Annotated in this window: 19 protein-coding genes and 2 pseudogenes; 14 read left to right on the forward strand and 7 right to left on the reverse strand. The window is 50.8% G+C overall.

Going from position 1 to position 19,385, the window contains the following annotated elements:
* Nucleotides 1–27: 27 nt before the first annotated feature.
* Nucleotides 28–231, forward strand: coding sequence for a YbdD/YjiX family protein (locus E0D98_RS07305; RefSeq protein WP_000467859.1), 204 nt, complete (start codon nt 28–30; stop codon nt 229–231).
* Nucleotides 232–241: 10 nt separating this feature from the next.
* Entirely contained in the window at nt 242–1,198 is a 957-nt protein-coding gene (gene yjiA / locus E0D98_RS07310; RefSeq protein WP_001376126.1) for a GTPase, read from the forward strand.
* Between the two features lie 77 nt (nt 1,199–1,275).
* Here the strand turns inward: yjiA and E0D98_RS07315 are convergent.
* Both E0D98_RS07315 and E0D98_RS07320 read right to left on the reverse strand, forming a co-directional pair.
* Nucleotides 1,276–3,817 (reverse strand): annotated as a pseudogene (locus E0D98_RS07315) (penicillin G acylase).
* Nucleotides 3,818–4,214: 397 nt separating this feature from the next.
* The gene (locus tag E0D98_RS07320) at nt 4,215–4,367 is read right to left on the reverse strand and encodes a cytoplasmic protein (RefSeq protein ID WP_240723731.1); all 153 of its coding nucleotides are present in this window, start codon (nt 4,365–4,367) and stop codon (nt 4,215–4,217) included.
* Nucleotides 4,368–4,509: 142 nt separating this feature from the next.
* Here E0D98_RS07320 and E0D98_RS07325 point away from each other — a divergent pair, with 142 nt between their 5' ends.
* Nucleotides 4,510–5,922, forward strand: a complete 1,413-nt coding sequence (locus E0D98_RS07325) for a PLP-dependent aminotransferase family protein (protein ID WP_000199349.1) — start codon at nt 4,510–4,512, stop codon at nt 5,920–5,922.
* Between the two features lie 241 nt (nt 5,923–6,163).
* Here the strand turns inward: E0D98_RS07325 and E0D98_RS07330 are convergent, their stop codons facing one another.
* Entirely contained in the window at nt 6,164–7,108 is a 945-nt protein-coding gene (locus E0D98_RS07330; RefSeq protein WP_000181170.1) for an Rpn family recombination-promoting nuclease/putative transposase, read from the reverse strand.
* 466 nt (nt 7,109–7,574) lie between these two features.
* Here E0D98_RS07330 and mdtM point away from each other — a divergent pair, with 466 nt between their 5' ends.
* The 7 genes from mdtM to E0D98_RS07370 all read left to right on the forward strand — a co-directional run bounded on the left by mdtM (nt 7,575) and on the right by E0D98_RS07370 (nt 14,603).
* On the forward strand, nt 7,575–8,807 hold the full coding sequence (gene mdtM, locus E0D98_RS07340) for a multidrug efflux MFS transporter MdtM (RefSeq protein ID WP_001137019.1): 1,233 nt from the start codon (nt 7,575–7,577) through the stop codon (nt 8,805–8,807).
* A 40-nt stretch (nt 8,808–8,847) separates the two neighbouring features.
* Complete coding sequence (locus tag E0D98_RS07345; RefSeq protein ID WP_050877258.1) at nt 8,848–10,128, forward strand: DUF445 domain-containing protein; 1,281 nt, start codon at nt 8,848–8,850, stop codon at nt 10,126–10,128.
* 115 nt (nt 10,129–10,243) lie between these two features.
* Nucleotides 10,244–11,395, forward strand: coding sequence for a double-cubane-cluster-containing anaerobic reductase (locus tag E0D98_RS07350; RefSeq protein ID WP_001326264.1), 1,152 nt, complete (start codon nt 10,244–10,246; stop codon nt 11,393–11,395).
* 9 nt (nt 11,396–11,404) lie between these two features.
* Complete coding sequence (gene yjiL, locus E0D98_RS07355; RefSeq protein WP_000222495.1) at nt 11,405–12,172, forward strand: putative 2-hydroxyacyl-CoA dehydratase activator YjiL; 768 nt, start codon at nt 11,405–11,407, stop codon at nt 12,170–12,172.
* Entirely contained in the window at nt 12,169–12,426 is a 258-nt protein-coding gene (locus tag E0D98_RS07360; protein ID WP_000657676.1) for a DUF3343 domain-containing protein, read from the forward strand. Before yjiL ends, E0D98_RS07360 begins: the two co-directional genes overlap by 4 nt.
* Before the next feature lie 64 nt (nt 12,427–12,490).
* Nucleotides 12,491–13,351, forward strand: a complete 861-nt coding sequence (locus E0D98_RS07365; protein WP_001298932.1) for a YjiK family protein — start codon at nt 12,491–12,493, stop codon at nt 13,349–13,351.
* A 67-nt stretch (nt 13,352–13,418) separates the two neighbouring features.
* The gene (locus E0D98_RS07370; RefSeq protein WP_131890568.1) at nt 13,419–14,603 is read left to right on the forward strand and encodes an MFS transporter; all 1,185 of its coding nucleotides are present in this window, start codon (nt 13,419–13,421) and stop codon (nt 14,601–14,603) included.
* A gap of 12 nt (nt 14,604–14,615) precedes the next feature.
* Here the strand turns inward: E0D98_RS07370 and kptA are convergent, their stop codons facing one another.
* Nucleotides 14,616–15,170, reverse strand: coding sequence for an RNA 2'-phosphotransferase (gene kptA / locus E0D98_RS07375; RefSeq protein ID WP_001151853.1), 555 nt, complete (start codon nt 15,168–15,170; stop codon nt 14,616–14,618).
* A gap of 249 nt (nt 15,171–15,419) precedes the next feature.
* On the opposite strand from kptA, the gene E0D98_RS07380 reads away from it, so the two are divergent.
* The 4 genes from E0D98_RS07380 to hypT all read left to right on the forward strand — a co-directional run bounded on the left by E0D98_RS07380 (nt 15,420) and on the right by hypT (nt 18,722).
* Nucleotides 15,420–16,103 (forward strand): nucleoside recognition domain-containing protein, encoded by a 684-nt coding sequence (locus E0D98_RS07380; protein WP_001295597.1) that lies wholly within the window; start codon nt 15,420–15,422, stop codon nt 16,101–16,103.
* Nucleotides 16,100–16,561, forward strand: a complete 462-nt coding sequence (locus E0D98_RS07385) for a YjiG family protein (RefSeq protein ID WP_000211971.1) — start codon at nt 16,100–16,102, stop codon at nt 16,559–16,561. The genes E0D98_RS07380 and E0D98_RS07385 overlap by 4 nt, the downstream gene beginning before the upstream one ends.
* Before the next feature lie 12 nt (nt 16,562–16,573).
* Nucleotides 16,574–17,746: a beta-aspartyl-peptidase gene (gene iadA / locus E0D98_RS07390; RefSeq protein WP_000568417.1), complete on the forward strand. Its 1,173-nt coding sequence runs from the start codon at nt 16,574–16,576 to the stop codon at nt 17,744–17,746.
* Between the two features lie 64 nt (nt 17,747–17,810).
* On the forward strand, nt 17,811–18,722 hold the full coding sequence (hypT, locus tag E0D98_RS07395; protein WP_000340740.1) for a hypochlorite stress DNA-binding transcriptional regulator HypT: 912 nt from the start codon (nt 17,811–17,813) through the stop codon (nt 18,720–18,722).
* Here the strand turns inward: hypT and iraD are convergent.
* The 3 genes and pseudogenes from iraD to ytiD all read right to left on the reverse strand — a co-directional run.
* Nucleotides 18,715–19,107, reverse strand: coding sequence for an anti-adapter protein IraD (iraD, locus tag E0D98_RS07400; RefSeq protein ID WP_000986208.1), 393 nt, complete (start codon nt 19,105–19,107; stop codon nt 18,715–18,717). The genes hypT and iraD overlap by 8 nt on opposite strands.
* Nucleotides 19,104–19,187, reverse strand: coding sequence for an iraD leader peptide IdlP (gene idlP, locus E0D98_RS07405; RefSeq protein ID WP_120795393.1), 84 nt, complete (start codon nt 19,185–19,187; stop codon nt 19,104–19,106). Before idlP ends, iraD begins: the two co-directional genes overlap by 4 nt.
* A gap of 115 nt (nt 19,188–19,302) precedes the next feature.
* Nucleotides 19,303–19,385, reverse strand: a pseudogene (gene ytiD, locus E0D98_RS28410) (protein YtiD); the annotation flags it as partial.

The following is a 19,385-nucleotide window of genomic DNA, read 5'->3' on the forward strand; positions in this document are numbered from 1 at the left end:
GGGGCTTTGTTCTTATCAGAGTGAACTATGTTTGGTAACTTAGGACAGGCAAAAAAATATCTCGGCCAGGCGGCGAAGATGTTGATTGGCATTCCAGACTACGACAACTACGTCGAGCATATGAAGACCAACCATCCCGACAAGCCGTACATGAGCTATGAAGAATTCTTCCGCGAACGCCAGAACGCGCGCTACGGCGGCGATGGTAAAGGCGGTATGCGCTGTTGTTAATGGAGAGAGCATGAACCCGATTGCAGTTACCCTACTCACCGGTTTTTTAGGCGCGGGCAAAACCACCCTGCTGCGCCATATTCTTAACGAACAACACGGCTACAAGATTGCCGTGATTGAAAACGAATTCGGCGAAGTCTCCGTTGATGATCAACTGATTGGCGACCGCGCCACGCAGATCAAAACGCTGACCAACGGCTGCATCTGCTGTTCGCGCTCCAACGAGCTGGAAGACGCACTACTCGACCTGCTGGATAATCTCGACAAGGGCAATATTCAGTTCGATCGTCTGGTCATTGAATGCACCGGCATGGCCGATCCCGGCCCGATTATTCAGACCTTTTTCTCCCATGAGATTTTATGCCAGCGTTACCTGCTGGACGGCGTGATTGCGCTGGTGGATGCGGTACATGCCGATGAGCAGATGAACCAGTTCACCATCGCCCAATCCCAGGTTGGCTATGCCGACCGTATTCTGCTGACTAAAACCGACGTCGCAGGCGAAGCAGAAAAACTGCGTGAACGTCTGGCGCGCATCAACGCCCGCGCACCGGTCTACACCGTCACCCACGGCGACATCGACCTGGGTCTGCTGTTCAACACCAACGGTTTTATGCTGGAAGAAAACGTCGTCAGCACCAAACCGCGTTTCCATTTTATCGCGGACAAACAAAACGATATTTCGTCGATTGTGGTGGAACTGGATTACCCGGTAGATATCAGCGAAGTTTCCCGGGTGATGGAAAACCTGCTGCTGGAATCGGCGGATAAACTGCTGCGTTACAAAGGGATGCTGTGGATTGACGGCGAACCTAACCGCCTGCTGTTCCAGGGCGTCCAGCGCCTCTACAGCGCCGACTGGGACCGCCCGTGGGGCGATGAAAAACCGCATAGCACGATGGTGTTTATCGGGATTCAGTTGCCGGAGGATGAGATTCGGTCAGCGTTTGCGGGACTCAAAAAGTAACCAGCCCTCCAACATCACAATACCTGAGACTTTATCACCCTCATATTCCTCCAGAATATGAGGGCATTCGGGCTTAATTATCTCTGAACGTGCAACACTTCCTGCGACTCCTTATGCGCCTCCACATCCTGCTTCGTTAACCAGAGCGACTTACGACCAAAATTTTCGTACATTTTCAGCTGATCTTCATAGTGCTTATCAACTGTTCCATCGGGAGCAATAAACCCACTCTGACCGGGTGCGACCACATCCCAGGCAAGCACCGGACGATCGCTTGTCGTTGGTGAGAAAACAATCATATCGTTTTCTGTTCCACGGTTTTGATACTCCGCCTGATGACGCGTTTCTTCCACTGCGGCCTGCGGTACACCAAAGAAATTATTTGCCCGGAACGTTAAGGCCATTGCAGGTGTTTTCCAGTTACTCACATTATTGCCATAGCGTTTGGAAAGAGTCTCCCAGGTATCTTCCAGCGCAGCCAACACAACCTCCTGCTGTGGTTTCCCAGCAAACAGATCAACCGCCTGTGGGATTGGTGATTTGTCTCCCTGCACCGCCTCATACAAAATTTTTGCTCCAACACTTATATTCAGCGAACCAGTTGGGCCGTCCTGGGTTGTTTCGTAGCCACTGGCGCTGTACCACTTATCAAATGGCATAGGTACGGCAGCCACTACGGTACGCTTCAACATACTGGTCAGCCAAACGTTCAGGATGGCAGAGCCTGGCTGCTGCCAGGTTTTACCATCATAATTAAGCAAATTGATGCCATCCCAACGTGTTAATGTATCCACCAACTGACGACGCGGATCGCTCTGTGTCAAACCAGATGTCGCTGCTTGCAGAGTAGGTAAAAAAAGCCTCAGGTTAAGATCCTTACGACTGGTTTGGCGAATAACATCCCATGCCTGATCAGCAGTTAAGCGTGGCTTTTGCTCAAGCAGTCGGTCGATCTCCGTAACGCGATCTGCCCCCCCCCCACAAAAAGGCAAACAGATCCGAAGCGGGATAATCTTTTTGGGGAGAATTGTTCCAGTTAGCAATATATCCCGACAGGGGGTTATACACCTTAGGGTTCATTTCAAAAGGCAATAGCCCTTTCCAGTCCCATTTTCCCGTACCAGGAACGGGTAATCGCGGATCATGGCCTGATTGACGATCTGGATAAGCACCAGTATGAACATAACCAATATTGCCGTTTACATCAGCATAGTACCAGTTGATGGTCAGTGCTTGTTTCGCTGCCTGCTGTGTCCACTCCTGCCAATTTTTGGCCTTCATCTGATGAGTCCAGGCCAGCAAAGACGCCACCTCTTTACCATCCCATGCGCGGGATTTAGCGTAAGCCGTTTGTGTCGTCTGGTCAGTTTGGAGAATGTTGCCATGCACCGTACGCCAGACAGTAAAGGTCTCTGCCTGACCATTTTTCACCGTAATGGTTTCCTCACGGCTTAACATTTTCACCCACTTACCATTATGCAAGTAGTAGCCTGGTTTCTCTGCCGACAGCCGTTCAGCAAAAATATCGACATCATCGCCGAAACCTGCCGTTGATCCCCAGGAAATCACACCATTATGACCAAAAACCAGCCCAGGATAGGCAAATGGTGTATTGCCAGTGACATCATAACCAGCACCGTGCAGACCAATACCATAAGTATACGCAGGCGCATACCAGCCAAACTGCGGACCATTTACCATGATTGCTTTCGCATCCTGGGCTTTGCTTTTGCCGATCACCCACATATTGCTGGTCGTTGGATACCCCGCCAGACCATTGGCACCACCCTGTGCAAATTGTGCAGCAATAGTTTCCCGGTTCTTCCCTGCTGTTAACGCCAGCAGTGCGCCATCCGCCCCTTTTGCTGGTCGGTCAAGCATTGGTGCAGGTAAATCGTAGCGTGGCAACAGAGCTGCTGTTTGCGAGTTTTGCTGATTAAATTTAAGTGGGTAGTTACTCTCTTGTACGGCAATAGTGGTTGGCGCTGATGGGTTTACCAGCCATTTCAACTGATTAAATACCGCCATGCCTTGTGATACACCATATTTATCTTTTAAAGCCGTTAGCAGTGCCAGATTATCAATTTCGCTAGTGCTATCAGAGAAGCGGTTTGCCATGGTGCCCACAAATATCATCGCGACATCAAACGGTTCCCAGCGCTTAGGAGTAAAGCCAAATGTATTAAACTGTTTTGGTAAGAGCGTCTCTGGATTGGTATTTACCTTATCAATCCAGGCATTCATTCCATCAGCGTAGCCTTGCAGAATGGACATATCCTCTGGGGAAAGGGCAGCAATTTGCGCCCGGATAGCATCCGGCCAGTAGTTACGACGGATATCTTTATCAAATTTCACAAAATCTTTGCCAAGCACTTCCGCGACAGTCCCTTGAGTACTGCGACGTGCCATTTCCATCTGAAAAAGGCGATCTTGTGCTACTACATAGCCATAGCCATAAAATAGGTGCCATGTATCATTGGCATAAATATGCGGCATGCCGTATTCATCGCGAACAATCTTTATCTCACTTGACGACTGCTCAGCCAGTGCAGGTAAGCTCCAATAATACATCAGGGAAGCAGTAACACAGTTCACGATCATACGATTTCTATTTTTCATTGTATCCTCTGGCAGGTGTATAATTAGCGAATTGATACTAGCAACGAAGCTTCGGTTATCTATTTGCAGAGAATTGTTTCATTATGAACTGTGAGCGCGATAACTAATTTTTGATACAAAAATTTCATTAATGTGATCTAAAACGAATCGCTTTATTCACCGCTGATGATTTTGTTCTATTCCTTTTTGTGACAGATCCCCCGGACGCATAGATGATGACCCCCAGAGAGACAGCTCAGGTCATTATCTGTATGTAAATCAGAAAAATATGTTGTAAACGACTTTTATGGTTGGATTTTGTAGCAATTTTGAAAGCAGACAGGCAGCATTTGCCAACACGCCGCCCATAGTTCACTCCACATCCTCCCTGCGTAACCCAATATCCCTCAACCGTTCATCACTCATCTGCTGTAACACTCGTCGGGTCTGCATTTGCCGCCCCCAACGCCTCACCGCATGCCAGAGTTGCACAAGTCTGATAAACGGCGTTTTGGCTTTGTTTTCGTGAAATTCCATCTGCTGCCTCCTCATCTTTCAGAGGCTTCATCATCCGCCTTCTGGCAGTTCACAATACAGATGCAAATATTAGTTTTATTTAACATACAGACAGGTTAAAACAGCATCTGCATCCGGTTTTTTAGCCTCATCTGTACCGGTTTTTCTTTCTGTATGGGCCCAATAAGGAATACAGCATGACGCGTTATCAACATCTGGCAACTCTGCTTGCCGAGCGGATTGAGCAAGGGCTGTATCGTCACGGGGAGAAATTGCCGTCGGTGCGCAGCTTAAGTCAGGAGCACGGCGTCAGCATCAGCACCGTGCAGCAGGCGTACCAGACGCTGGAGACGATGACGCTCATCACTCCGCAGCCGCGTTCGGGTTATTTTGTCGCACAACGTAAAGCCCAGCCGCCTGTACCGCCGATGACGCGTCCGGTGCAGCGCCCGGTGGAAATTACCCAGTGGGATCAGGTGCTGGATATGCTGGAGGCGCATAGCGACAATTCCATTGTTCCGTTAAGCAAAAGCACGCCGGATGTCGAAACGCCCAGCCTGAAACCGCTGTGGCGTGAGCTAAGCCGGGTGGTGCAGCATAATCTGCAAACCGTTCTCGGTTATGACTTGTTAGCCGGTCAGCGAGTGTTGCGGGAGCAGATTGCCCGCCTGATGCTCGACAGCGGCTCGGTGGTCACCGCCGATGACATCATCATCACCAGCGGCTGCCATAACTCGATGTCGCTGGCGTTAATGGCGGTGTGTAAACCGGGCGATATTGTCGCGGTCGAATCTCCCTGTTATTACGGTTCGATGCAGATGCTGCGAGGCATGGGCGTGAAAGTGATTGAAATCCCAACCGATCCAGAAACAGGCATCAGCGTTGAAGCGCTGGAACTGGCGCTGGAACAGTGGCCGATTAAAGGCATCATTCTGGTGCCAAACTGTAATAATCCGCTGGGATTTATTATGCCGGACGCGCGCAAACGGGCCGTTCTCTCTCTCGCTCAGCGTCATGATATTGTGATTTTTGAAGATGATGTCTACGGCGAACTGGCAACGGAGTATCCGCGCCCGCGGACCATTCATTCCTGGGATATCGACGGGCGAGTGCTGTTGTGCAGCTCGTTCAGTAAAAGCATTGCACCTGGCCTGCGCGTGGGCTGGGTCGCACCGGGGCGATATCACGATAAACTGCTGCATATGAAATATGCCACCAGCAGCTTTAATGTACCGTCCACGCAAATGGCGGCGGCAACGTTTGTGCTGGAAGGTCACTATCATCGCCATATCAGGCGGATGCGGCAGAACTATCAGCGCAATTTGGCGCTTTATACCTGCTGGATACGGGAATATTTTCCCTGCGAAATCTGTATTACGCGCCCGAAAGGCGGATTTTTACTGTGGATAGAATTGCCTGAACAGGTCGATATGGTCTGCGTTGCGCGGCAGCTGTGCCGCATGAATATCCAGGTGGCAGCAGGCTCGATTTTCTCGGCTTCCGGCAAATACCGTAATTGTCTACGCATCAACTGCGCTTTGCCGCTCAGCGAAACCTATCGCGAAGCACTAAAGCAAATTGGCGAGGCCGTGTATCGGGCAATGGAATAAATTCGAATTAGTGGCGAAGCACCTGATTTCCTCTCACGAATCGCCTGTAACTCGTTGTATCTTTGCAGGGTCATCGCCACGTTCCAGCATGGCTTAGGCAAAGTGTGCTTCGTTCATACCGGATGCGGCGTGAACGCCTTATCCGGCCTACAAACCGCGCAAATTCAATAGATTGCAGAGGAAATGTAGGTCTGATAAGCGTAGCGCATCAGGCAGCTTTGCGTTTGTCATCCGTCTCTGATTAGTATTCGATCCATGGATCGCGCTTGATTTCAGGCAAGGGCTGCTCTAATGCCTGCATTTGCTCTGTCGAAAGTCCGGTAATCTTTTGTATCCATTCAGGATCTGCCCCATTCTGCAACAACAATCTAAGGAGGCGTTGTTCCCCTTCTTCTTTCCCCTTTTCCATCCCCAACAGCCATCCATCATTATAAATTCGCTCTGCAATCGTCATTATTCGCTCCCTGTGTTGTGGCATTCGACGGGTAAGTTCGCTGATAAACTTCTTAAAACGCGCTTCATCGCCAGTCAGTAAAATGTAATTTAACAGCGCAGTTATCTGGCTGTCATTAGCACACTCTGTAACCAGTAATATTACCAGTTGATCGATAAGCCCCATCAGATCGCGCTGGCGAATATGCTTTTGGATCAACTCCAACAGGGCGACTCTGCGGTGCTGCACAATCTCGTCGTCTGGCACGACAGTGACATCCACCAGCGGGAACGCTGCGGTATAAAGCTTCCGTGCGGTGGTCGGGTCAGCAAATTCGTCCAGCCAGCACAGGGACCAGGGATAAGGACTACGGCTACCGTGATAAAACAGCATCGGGATGACCAGCGGTAGCGGCCGGCGTTTATCATGCTCGATATGGCGCTGCATCACCGCCATGGAATATCGCATCAGGCGAAAGGCCATATGGATATCCTCGCGGCTCTGATGTTCAATCACTACGTAAATATAACCATCACCTTCACGGGTCTTTACCGACCACAGAATATCGGAGTGTAGCGCCCGCAATTTTTCATCGACGAAGCTGGCGGATTCCAGTTTTAAGCTGTCGAGATCGCACAGTTCACGTAAATCTTTGGGTAAGTGGATCTCCATAAAATCCCGCGCGGTGTCAGGGTGCGTGAGAAAGGATTTAAATAATGCGTCATGCGGCGTGCTGGTTGTGAAGTTTGTCATGGCGATCCGTCACCTGTAGATAAGATGGCCCGACTGTAGCGACTAACAAAACCATTCTCACCCGGCAATTTCTCGTTCCCCGAGGCGCTTTCCAGGCTATTTTTGTTCCTCTGCAAACGATAAATTTGTCCGGAAACAGGCTCGCGTTTTACATTTCCTGTACCCGGCAGATATTCCCCTTTCCACCGCACTCTTTTGATTAACCGCAAATTTTAATTACACTTAAGGTGTATATTTTCTATGCAACCCATCAATTCAAGAGGGGTAATGTGCTGATGACTATTTGTAATCGTTATACATTCTGACCTGGAGTCAGAAGGTATTTCTCTGTCTGTGTGTTCACAGGCAGTGTGGTTGATTACATGAAATTCAGTACATTTGTCCTTCTCGCCTGCCTTTAGTCATTACCGACGGTATTGAATTTCGTTTTCCCCATTGGGGTTCTCCGGACAAGGAGTTGTTTGTTATGCCACGTTTTTTTGCCCGCCATGCCGCCACGCTGTTTTTCCCGATGGCGTTGATTTTGTATGACTTTGCTGCGTATCTGTCGACGGACCTGATCCAGCCAGGGATCATTAATGTGGTCCGTGATTTTAATGCCGATGTCAGTCTGGCCCCTGCTGCCGTCAGTCTCTATCTTGCTGGCGGTATGGCGTTACAGTGGCTGCTGGGGCCGCTTTCCGACAGAATTGGCCGCAGGCCGGTGCTGATTACCGGGGCGTTAATTTTTACCCTTGCCTGCGCCGCGACAATGTTCACCACGTCAATGACACAATTTCTTATCGCGCGTGCAATTCAGGGCACAAGTATCTGTTTTATTGCCACCGTTGGTTATGTCACGGTGCAGGAGGCGTTCGGACAGACAAAAGGGATCAAGTTGATGGCGATTATCACCTCCATCGTACTGATTGCGCCGATTATTGGCCCGCTTTCCGGCGCAGCTCTGATGCACTTTGTGCACTGGAAAGTCCTTTTTGCCATCATTGCGGTTATGGGTTTTATCTCATTTGTTGGCTTACTGCTGGCGATGCCAGAGACGGTGAAGCGCGGCGCGGTTCCATTTAGCGCCAAAAGCGTCTTGCGCGATTTTCGTAATGTCTTTTGCAATCGGCTGTTCCTCTTTGGCGCAGCAACCATCTCTTTAAGCTATATCCCAATGATGAGTTGGGTGGCTGTCTCGCCGGTGATCCTGATCGACGCAGGCGGCTTAACGACCTCGCAGTTCGCCTGGACACAGGTTCCGGTGTTCGGCGCGGTGATTGTCGCGAATGCCATCGTGGCGCGTTTCGTTAAAGATCCGACCGAACCGCGCTTTATCTGGCGTGCCGTACCCCTTCAACTGGTTGGCCTCGCACTGTTGATTATCGGCAATCTGCTGTCACCGCACGTCTGGCTGTGGTCGGTGCTGGGCACCAGTCTGTATGCTTTCGGGATTGGTTTGATTTTCCCGACCTTATTCCGCTTTACGCTGTTTTCCAATAACTTACCGAAAGGGACCGTCTCCGCATCGCTGAATATGGTGATCCTGATGGTGATGTCTGTCTCGGTCGAAATCGGCCGCTGGCTGTGGTTTAACGGCGGTCGCTTGCCGTTTCATCTGTTAGCCGTCGTGGCGGGCGTTATCGTCGTTTTCACCCTGGCAGGATTGCTCAATCGCGTGCGCCAACATCAGGCTGCCGAGCTGGCGGAGGAGCGGTGATTTTTGCGCGATCCTGCCGTCAGGCTCTATTCTTAACGTTATGAATAAACTCATTGAACTCAGACGCGCCAAAATGTTGGCGCTCTCTTTACTGCTTATCGCCGCTGCTACCTTTGTCGTTACGCTGTTTTTGCCGCCCAATTTTTGGGTGAGCGGCGTGAAGGCGATTGCTGAAGCGGCGATGGTCGGCGCGCTGGCGGACTGGTTTGCGGTGGTGGCGCTGTTTCGCCGCGTGCCGATTCCGATCATTTCTCGTCATACGGCGATTATCCCGCGTAATAAAGACCGGATTGGCGAAAATCTCGGTCAGTTCGTGCAGGAAAAATTTCTCGATACCCAGTCGCTGGTGGCATTGATTCGACGTCACGAACCGGCGTTGTTGATTGGCAACTGGTTTAGTCAGCCGGAGAACGCCCGCCGCGTTGGTCAGCATCTGTTGCAGATCATGAGCGGTTTTCTTAAACTGACCGATGATGCGCGTATTCAGCGCCTGCTTAAGCGCGCGGTCCATCGGGCGATTGATAAGGTCGATCTTTCCGGAACCAGTGCGTTGATGCTGGAGAGTATGACCAAAAACGATCGTCATCAGGTGCTGCTCGATACGCTGATCGCACAGTTGATCGCCCTTCTCCAGCGCGATAAATCGCGCAAGTTTATTGCCCAGCAAATTGTTCGCTGGCTGGAGAGTGAGCATCCACTGAAAGCCAAAATTCTCCCCACCGAATGGTTGGGCGAACATAGCGCGGAGTTGGTTTCTGACGCGGTGAATTCTTTGCTTGATGATATCAGCCGTGATCGTGCGCATCAGATCCGTCATGCGTTTGATCGCGCCACTTTTGCCCTGATCGACAAGTTGAAAAACGATCCGGAAATGGCAGCGCGAGCCGATGCCGTAAAAAGTTATCTGAAAGAAGATGAAGCTTTTAACCGCTATCTCAGTGAATTGTGGGGGGATTTACGGGAGTGGCTGAAAGCGGATATCAACAGTGAAGATTCTCGTGTGAAAGAACGTATCGCGCGGGCGGGTCAATGGTTTGGCGAAACGTTAATTGCCGATGATGCCTTGCGGGCGTCGTTAAATGGTCACCTGGAACAAGCCGCGCACCGCGTCGCGCCTGAGTTTTCCGCATTCCTGACGCGCCACATCAGCGATACAGTAAAAAGCTGGGATGCTCGGGATATGTCGCGGCAAATCGAGTTAAATATCGGCAAAGATCTGCAGTTTATCCGTGTCAACGGTACGCTGGTTGGCGGTTGTATTGGGCTAATTTTATATTTGTTGTCGCAGCTCCCGGCCTTGTTCCCCCTCAGCAATTTTTAGAAATCCATGAAAAACTAAGTGGCTAACCGCGAGAGAGATCAAATAAACCACACTAAAAGAATGGTAATAATGTGGCCTCTTTTCATTATCTCCCGTGGTACGGGGAAGGAAAATCATGTCACTTATCACCGATCTACCCGCCATTTTCGATCAGTTCTCTGAAGCTCGCCAGAAAGGCTTTCTCACCGTCATGGATCTCAAGGAGCGCGGCATTCCGCTGGTTGGCACTTACTGCACCTTTATGCCGCAAGAGATCCCGATGGCAGCCGGTGCGGTTGTGGTTTCGCTCTGTTCTACCTCTGATGAAACCATTGAAGAAGCGGAGAAAGATCTGCCGCGCAACCTCTGCCCGCTGATTAAAAGCAGCTACGGCTTCGGCAAAACCGATAAATGCCCCTACTTCTACTTTTCGGATCTGGTGGTCGGTGAAACCACCTGCGACGGCAAAAAGAAAATGTATGAATACATGGCGGAGTTTAAGCCCGTTCATGTGATGCAGTTGCCGAACAGCGTTAAGGACGATGCCTCGCGTGCGTTATGGAAAGCCGAGATGCTGCGCTTGCAAAAAACGGTAGAAGAACGTTTTGGGCACGAGATTAGCGAAGATGCTCTGCGCGATGCCATTGCGCTGAAAAACCGCGAACGTCGCGCACTGGCCAATTTTTATCATCTTGGGCAGTTAAATCCTCCGGCGCTTAGCGGCAGCGACATTCTGAAAGTGGTCTACGGCGCAACCTTCCGGTTCGATAAAGAGGCGTTGATCAATGAACTGGATGCAATGACCGCCCGCGTTCGTCAGCAGTGGGAAGAAGGCCAGCGACTGGACCCGCGTCCACGCATTTTAATCACCGGCTGCCCGATTGGCGGCGCAGCAGAAAAAGTGGTGCGCGCGATTGAAGAGAATGGCGGCTGGGTTGTCGGTTATGAAAACTGCACCGGGGCGAAAGCGACCGAGCAATGCGTGGCAGAAACGGGCGATGTCTACGACGCGCTGGCGGATAAATATCTGGCGATTGGCTGCTCCTGTGTTTCGCCGAACGATCAGCGCCTGAAAATGCTCAGCCAGATGGTGGAAGAATATCAGGTCGATGGCGTAGTTGATGTGATTTTGCAGGCGTGCCATACCTACGCGGTGGAATCGCTGGCGATTAAACGTCATGTGCGCCAGCAGCACAACATTCCTTATATCGCTATTGAAACAGACTACTCCACCTCGGATGTCGGGCAGCTCAGTACCCGTGTCGCGGCCTTTATTGAGATGCTGTAAGGAGTGGCAGTGACATATTCGATTGGCATTGATTCTGGTTCTACCGCCACCAAAGGGATCTTACTGGCAGACGGCGTGATTACGCGCCGTTTCCTCGTTCCAACACCCTTTCGTCCGGCAACAGCAATTACTGAAGCCTGGGAAACTCTGCGCGAAGGGTTAGAGACAACGCCGTTTCTGACGCTCACCGGCTATGGACGGCAACTGGTGGATTTTGCCGATAAACAAGTGACGGAAATCTCCTGTCATGGGCTGGGCGCACGGTTTCTTGCGCCAGCAACGCGCGCGGTAATCGACATCGGTGGTCAGGACAGCAAAGTGATTCAGCTTGATGATGACGGTAACCTGTGCGATTTCCTGATGAATGACAAATGCGCGGCGGGCACCGGGCGTTTCCTGGAGGTGATCTCGCGCACGCTTGGCACCAGCGTCGAGCAACTCGACAGCATTACCGAAAATGTCACGCCGCACGCCATCACGAGTATGTGCACAGTGTTTGCCGAATCAGAAGTGATCAGCCTGCGCTCAGCGGGCGTCGCGCCAGAAGCGATTCTCGCCGGAGTGATTAACGCGATGGCGCGGAGGAGTGCCAATTTCATTGCTCGTCTCTCCTGTGAAGCGCCGATTCTGTTTACTGGTGGCGTTAGTCATTGCCAGACGTTTGCCCGGATGCTGGAATCTCATCTGGGAATGCCGGTAAATACCCATCCTGATGCGCAATTTGCTGGCGCAATTGGCGCGGCGGTAATTGGTCAACGAGTGAGGACACGCCGATGAAAGAGTTTTTATTTTTATTTCACTCCACAGTCGGCGTCATACAAACCCGCAAAGCGTTGCAGGCAGCGGGCATGACTTTTCGCGTCAGCGATATTCCCCGTGATTTACGCGGCGGCTGCGGGTTATGCATTTGGCTGACCTGTCCCCCCGGCGAGGAAATACAATGGGTGATCCCTGGGCTGACTGAGTCAATTTATTGCCAGCAGGATGGTGTCTGGCGCTGCATTGCACATTACCGGGTTTCTCCGCGTTAAGGATTCATTAAGGTCGCTACGTATACTTCTCGATATCTTATTGATTTGCCTTAAAGGGATTACCGTGACAAAAAGTATTTCGTTAAGTAAACGCATCTCCGTTATTGTGATTCTTTTTGCCATTGTGGCAGTGTGTACTTTCTTCGTGCAATCTTGCGCCCGTAAAAGCAATCATGCAGCATCATTTCAGAATTACCACGCCACCATTGACGGCAAAGAAATTGCAGGCATAACGAATAATATCTCTTCGCTGACCTGGTCGGCACAAAGCAATACTCTTTTTAGCACTATCAACAAACCTGCCGCCATTGTTGAAATGACCACCAATGGTGATTTTATCCGCACAATTCCTCTGGATTTTGTTAAGGATCTCGAGACGATCGAATACATTGGCGATAATCAGTTTGTCATTAGCGATGAGCGCGATTACGCCATTTATGTGATTTCACTGACCCCAAACTCGGAAGTAAAAATCCTCAAAAAAATAAAAATCCCGCTGCAAGACTCCCCAACCAATTGCGGTTTTGAAGGGTTGGCTTATTCTCGCCAGGATCACACTTTCTGGTTTTTTAAAGAGAAAAATCCGATTGAGGTCTACAAAGTTAACGGGCTGTTAAGTAGCAATGAATTACACATCAGCAAAGACGAGGCACTACAACGGCAATTTACTTTAGATGATGTGTCCGGCGCAGAATTTAACCAGCAAAAAAATACGCTTCTGGTGCTGTCTCATGAATCTCGCGCACTCCAGGAAGTAACCCTGGTTGGCGAGGTTATCGGTGAAATATCACTAACCAAAGGTAGTCGAGGTTTGTCGCATAACATCAAACAGGCCGAAGGGATTGCGATGGATGCCTCTGGTAATATTTATATCGTTAGCGAACCAAATCGTTTTTATCGCTTTACCCCTAAATCATCGCATTAACAGGCTGGCATATTTCACCTTTTTGTTATTAACTTGTTAACAACAAAAATGACATACAAGGTTAAACATGCCTTCGTCCTCGCATCCCGTAGAACGCTTTTCTTTCAGCACCGCGCTTTTCGGGATGCTGGTTCTGACCCTAGGTATGGGATTAGGTCGCTTCCTTTATACGCCTATGTTGCCCGTCATGATGGCGGAAGGGGCGTTTTCATTTAGCCAGCTCTCGTGGATTGCCAGCGGCAACTATGCGGGGTATCTGGCTGGCAGTCTGCTATTTTCGTTTGGCGCATTTCACCAGCCGTCGCGCCTACGCCCATTTCTGTTGGTTTCTGCCCTGGCGAGCGGGTTGTTGATCCTCGCAATGGCATGGTTGCCGCCATTTATTCTGGTGTTATTGATTCGCTTCCTGGCGGGTGTCGCCAGCGCCGGTATGCTGATTTTTGGTTCGACGCTGATTATGCAGCACACGCGCCATCCTTTTGTGCTGGCAGCTTTGTTTTCTGGCGTTGGCATTGGCATTGGCATTGCACTGGGCAACGAATATGTTCTGGCAGGCCTGCATTTTGCCTTCTCCTCGCAAACGTTATGGCAAGGCGCCGGGGCGCTTTCTGGCATGATGCTGATTGCACTTACGCTTTTAATGCCCTCGAAAAAACACGCCATCGCACCAATGCCATTGGCAAAAACGGAGCAACAGATAATGAGCTGGTGGTTACTGGCTATTCTGTACGGCCTTGCGGGATTTGGTTATATCATCGTCGCGACTTACCTGCCGCTCATGGCGAAAGATGCAGGCTCACCATTGTTAACCGCCCATCTCTGGACGTTAGTCGGCTTATCAATTGTGCCAGGCTGCTTTGGCTGGCTATGGGCAGCAAAACGTTGGGGGGCTTTGCCTTGCCTGACGGCGAATTTGCTGGTGCAGGCTATCAGTGTGCTGCTTACTCTCGCCAGCGACTCTCCTCTCTTGCTTATCATTAGTAGTATCGGTTTTGGCGGTACCTTTATGGGCACGACATCTCTGGTGATGACTATCGCCCGCCAACTGAGCGTTCCGGGAAATCTCAATCTTTTAGGCTTTGTGACGCTCATTTACGGCATTGGACAAATCCTCGGCCCGGCGCTGACCAGTATGCTCGGCAATGGAACATCGGCGCTTGCCGGCGCCACTCTCTGCGGCGCGGCGGCGTTGTTTATTGCTGCGCTTATCAGCACAGTACAATTATTTAAGCTGCAAGTGGTCACTTCATGAGGAGTGTTTCCCTTACCACTCAAGAAACTCAACAGCAACCGTTGATGTCAGCCAGCCCCCGTTTTCCGCTTGCCAGAAAGGGATGCCTCGTTTCGCCATTTCCTGTGCTTTGACGGTTAAGATAACCGGCGATCCGTGTCTTGCTCCCACTTTGCGTGCCGTTGCTTCATCAGCAGAGAGATGTACGTAATGACGCTCCCCTGCAATCAGCCCCTGTTTTTTTATCTCGTCAAGGAAACGGCTTGCCGTACCGTGGTAGAGAAACTGTGGCGGTGTTTTTTCGGCAAAGGAAATGGCGACCTGCGAAGTCGAATGCCCCTGAACCGCGCGGATGCACCTACCATCACTGGAATAACTAAAACGCTTTTTATCACTGGTAGCGACCACGGTATCCAGCAATGCACGGGTTAACCGCTTGCCCGCTTTTTGGGCACAGAGTATAAGCTTATCGATATCCGCCCATCCTTCACGGTCAAGTACGATACCAATCGCCTCCGGTTTGTGTCGGAGGACAAAACTTAAAAACTTGCTCGTATCCGCCAACTCTTTTTCGTTGTACTTTGCCATCTCGTTTTCGTCCCTGGATTTTCTGTTTTTATTTACTGATGTCATTGTCACTGGGTTTATGAATTTTCTGCAACTCAATCCTGCGCAGAGCCTTTTCCACACAGCATAATTTTTCCGCTATGCAAAAAACGCATAGCCAGAAACATACTTGCATTTTCCCCATACCCACATGGCTGATAAGGTTTTTCCGCTCCAGGAATTTTCCTGGCTCAAGCAACACACAAACACAAAAAAACAATGGGGATTGTTATGACACAACAAGGGGATGCTGTAGCCGGGGAGCTGGCGACAGAAAAAGTGGGCATTAAAGGGTATCTGGCTTTTTTTCTCACCATAATCTTTTTTTCCGGTGTTTTTTCCGGAACAGACAGCTGGTGGCGCGTTTTTGATTTTTCCGTTCTGAACGGATCGTTTGGGCAACTGCCTGGTGCGAACGGAGCCACCACCTCATTTCGCGGGGCGGGTGGCGCGGGGGCTAAAGATGGCTTTCTCTTTGCGCTGGAGCTGGCACCGTCAGTCATTCTCTCTCTGGGGATTATTTCAATTACCGATGGTCTTGGTGGATTACGCGCCGCGCAGCAGTTAATGACGCCTGTGCTAAAACCGTTGTTGGGCATTCCAGGGATCTGCTCGCTGGCGCTGATCGCTAACCTGCAAAACACTGATGCCGCCGCCGGTATGACCAAAGAGCTGGCGCAGGAAGGGGAAATTACCGAACGCGATAAAGTGATTTTCGCCGCATATCAAACCAGCGGTAGCGCCATCATCACCAACTACTTCTCTTCCGGCGTCGCGGTGTTTGCCTTTCTGGGCACGTCCGTAATCGTACCTTTAGCCGTCATCCTGGTGTTTAAATTTGTCGGAGCCAACATTTTGCGCGTCTGGCTTAACTTCGAAGAACGTCGCAACCCAACGCAAGGAGCGCAAGCATGACAACTCAGGTCCGCAAAAACGTCATGGATATGTTTATCGATGGCGCGCGCCGTGGCTTTACTATCGCCACGACCAACCTACTGCCAAACGTGGTGATGGCGTTTGTCATCATTCAGGCGCTGAAAATTACCGGCCTGCTCGACTGGGTGGGGCATATCTGTGAACCCGTAATGGCGCTGTGGGGATTACCCGGTGAAGCGGCAACCGTCCTTTTAGCCGCATTAATGAGTATGGGCGGCGCAGTCGGTGTTGCCGCCAGTCTGGCGACCGCCGGCGCATTAACCGGTCACGATGTCACCGTTTTACTGCCCGCGATGTATTTAATGGGCAACCCGGTGCAAAATGTCGGTCGCTGCCTGGGGACAGCCGAAGTGAATGCCAAATATTACCCGCATATCATTACGGTCTGCGTGATTAACGCATTGCTGTCGATCTGGGTTATGCAGCTTATTGTTTAACAAGGAGTTACCATGATTGATTATACCGCAGCCGGTTTTACCCTGCTGCAGGGAGCGCATTTGTATGCGCCGGAAGATCGGGGAATTTGCGATGTCCTCGTCGCTAACGGCAAAATTATCGCCGTTGCCAGCAATATCCCTTCTGACATTGTACCGGACTGCACGGTTGTCGATCTCAGCGGGCAGATCCTCTGTCCTGGTTTTATTGATCAACACGTCCATTTGATTGGTGGTGGCGGCGAAGCAGGTCCCACGACGCGCACGCCAGAAGTGGCGCTAAGTCGCCTGACGGAAGCGGGCGTCACGTCAGTGGTTGGTCTGCTGGGCACCGACTCTATCTCTCGCCACCCGGAATCCCTGCTCGCCAAGACCCGTGCGCTCAATGAAGAAGGCATCAGCGCCTGGATGCTGACCGGCGCTTATCATGTCCCTTCCCGCACCATTACAGGTTCCGTGGAAAAAGACGTGGCGATTATCGATCGTGTGATTGGCGTGAAATGCGCCATCTCTGATCACCGTTCTGCCGCACCGGACGTTTATCACCTGGCTAATATGGCGGCGGAATCCCGCGTTGGCGGTTTGCTCGGCGGTAAACCTGGCGTCACCGTGTTCCACATGGGCGACAGCAAAAAGGCGTTACAGCCTGTCTATGACCTGCTGGAAAACTGCGATGTGCCGATCAGCAAGTTGCTGCCGACCCACGTTAACCGCAACGTTCCGTTGTTTGAGCAGGCGCTGGAGTTCGCGCGCAAAGGCGGCACTATCGATATCACCAGCAGCATTGACGAACCGGTCGCCCCTGCCGAAGGTATTGCCCGCGCCGTTCAGGCGGGTATTCCGCTGGCACGCGTCACCCTCAGCTCCGACGGCAACGGTAGCCAGCCGTTCTTCGATGACGAAGGGAATTTAACCCATATCGGTGTTGCCGGTTTTGAAACGTTGCTGGAAACCGTGCAGGTGCTGGTCAAAGACTATGATTTCAGTATCAGCGATGCCCTGCGCCCGCTCACCAGTAGCGTAGCCGGTTTCCTTAACCTGACCGGGAAAGGCGAAATTCTGCCAGGCAATGATGCTGACTTGCTGGTCATGACGCCAGAACTGCGCATTGAGCAGGTATACGCTCGCGGCAAACTGATGGTCAAAGACGGCAAAGCCTGCGTGAAAGGAACGTTTGAAACGGCTTAAACGGTTGTCAGCCGCCCGAATGGACGTAGAATGCCCGCAAGGGCGGCTGACAGAGTAAAACGTAATGGATGACTGTGGTGCGATTTTGCATAATATTGAAACCAAATGGCTTTATGATTTTCTGACCCTGGAAAAATGCCGCAATTTTTCCCAGGCGGCAGTCAGTCGCAACGTCTCGCAACCGGCATTCAGCCGCCGCATCCGTGCGCTGGAACAGGCGATTGGTGTTGAATTGTTTAACCGCCAGGTAACGCCGCTGCAACTCTCAGAACAAGGAAAAATCTTCCATTCGCAGATCCGCCATCTGTTGCAACAGTTAGAGAGCAATCTGGCAGAGCTGCGTGGCGGCAGCGATTACGCGCAACGAAAAATCAAGATAGCCGCTGCACACTCTCTTTCCCTCGGACTGTTACCGTCCATTATCAGCCAGATGCCGCCGCTCTTTACCTGGGCAATTGAAGCTATTGATGTCGATGAAGCGGTCGATAAACTGCGTGAAGGGCAAAGTGACTGTATTTTTTCCTTTCACGACGAAGATTTGCTGGAAGCGCCGTTTGACCACATTCGCTTATTTGAATCTCAATTGTTCCCTGTCTGCGCCAGTGACGAACACGGAGAAGCACTTTTTAACCTCGCGCAGCCACACTTTCCGTTACTGAATTACAGCCGCAACTCCTACATGGGGCGATTGATTAATCGCACCCTGACGCGCCACAGTGAGTTAAGTTTCAGCACCTTTTTTGTCTCTTCGATGAGCGAGCTTTTAAAGCAGGTTGCCCTCGACGGCTGTGGGATTGCCTGGCTGCCGGAGTACGCCATCCAACAAGAAATTCGCAGCGGGAAGCTCGTTGTACTGAATCGGGACGAACTGGTGATCCCGATTCAGGCCTATGCATACCGAATGAATACCCGCATGAATCCAGTTGCCGAACGCTTCTGGCGTGAACTGCGCGAGCTGGAGATTGTGCTTAGCTGACATTCTCCAGCATCGCACTACACCAACCGCCATTATCCCAGACCAGATCAAACGTTAGCGGTTCACCGTCGTGGTACAGCATTATCTCAAGGCTGATCGCCAGAGTGTGGCAGTACGCTTCTTTAAAATTAACCTGCAACGCCGCAATCCGTGGCTCATGAAATAACAGTGCAGAACGCAGCTGACGGCAATACCAGCTCTGGAGATGTTTGTCGCTCTGGTTATGCACTTGCCACTCTGGCATGCCTGAAACAAGTAATGACGGTAATGCCGAATGAGGAGAATTAAAAAGAGTGAGGAGATCGCTGCATACCGATTTACGCAGCAATGACGTTTTATTGCCTGAAATTTCAGGTAAAACAGCCTGAAGTGATTGGCGCATCATTTTGCGCACTCCTGACGTTTAGCAACATATGCGGCTTGCCCTGAACACCGGGCACCACTGTATTGATGCTCATTTTCCATAGCCATTCCCTTTTGTTCATTACATCCATGTCAGTCTGAGACAGGCCTGAATCCTGTCAGCAAAGTATAAAACCTTACTTGCCTATGAATATCTACTGACTTTTCAGGAAAAAAGTCATGATTTGATAAAAATCATCAAACTCAAAAAAAAACCGCTAGTATATTCTGAATATTCCGAATAGTTATGTAGATGAAAAT

The sequence above is a fragment of the Escherichia sp. KCJ4928 genome (assembly GCF_004352695.1).
Taxonomy (GTDB): Bacteria; Pseudomonadota; Gammaproteobacteria; order Enterobacterales; family Enterobacteriaceae; genus ECMA0423.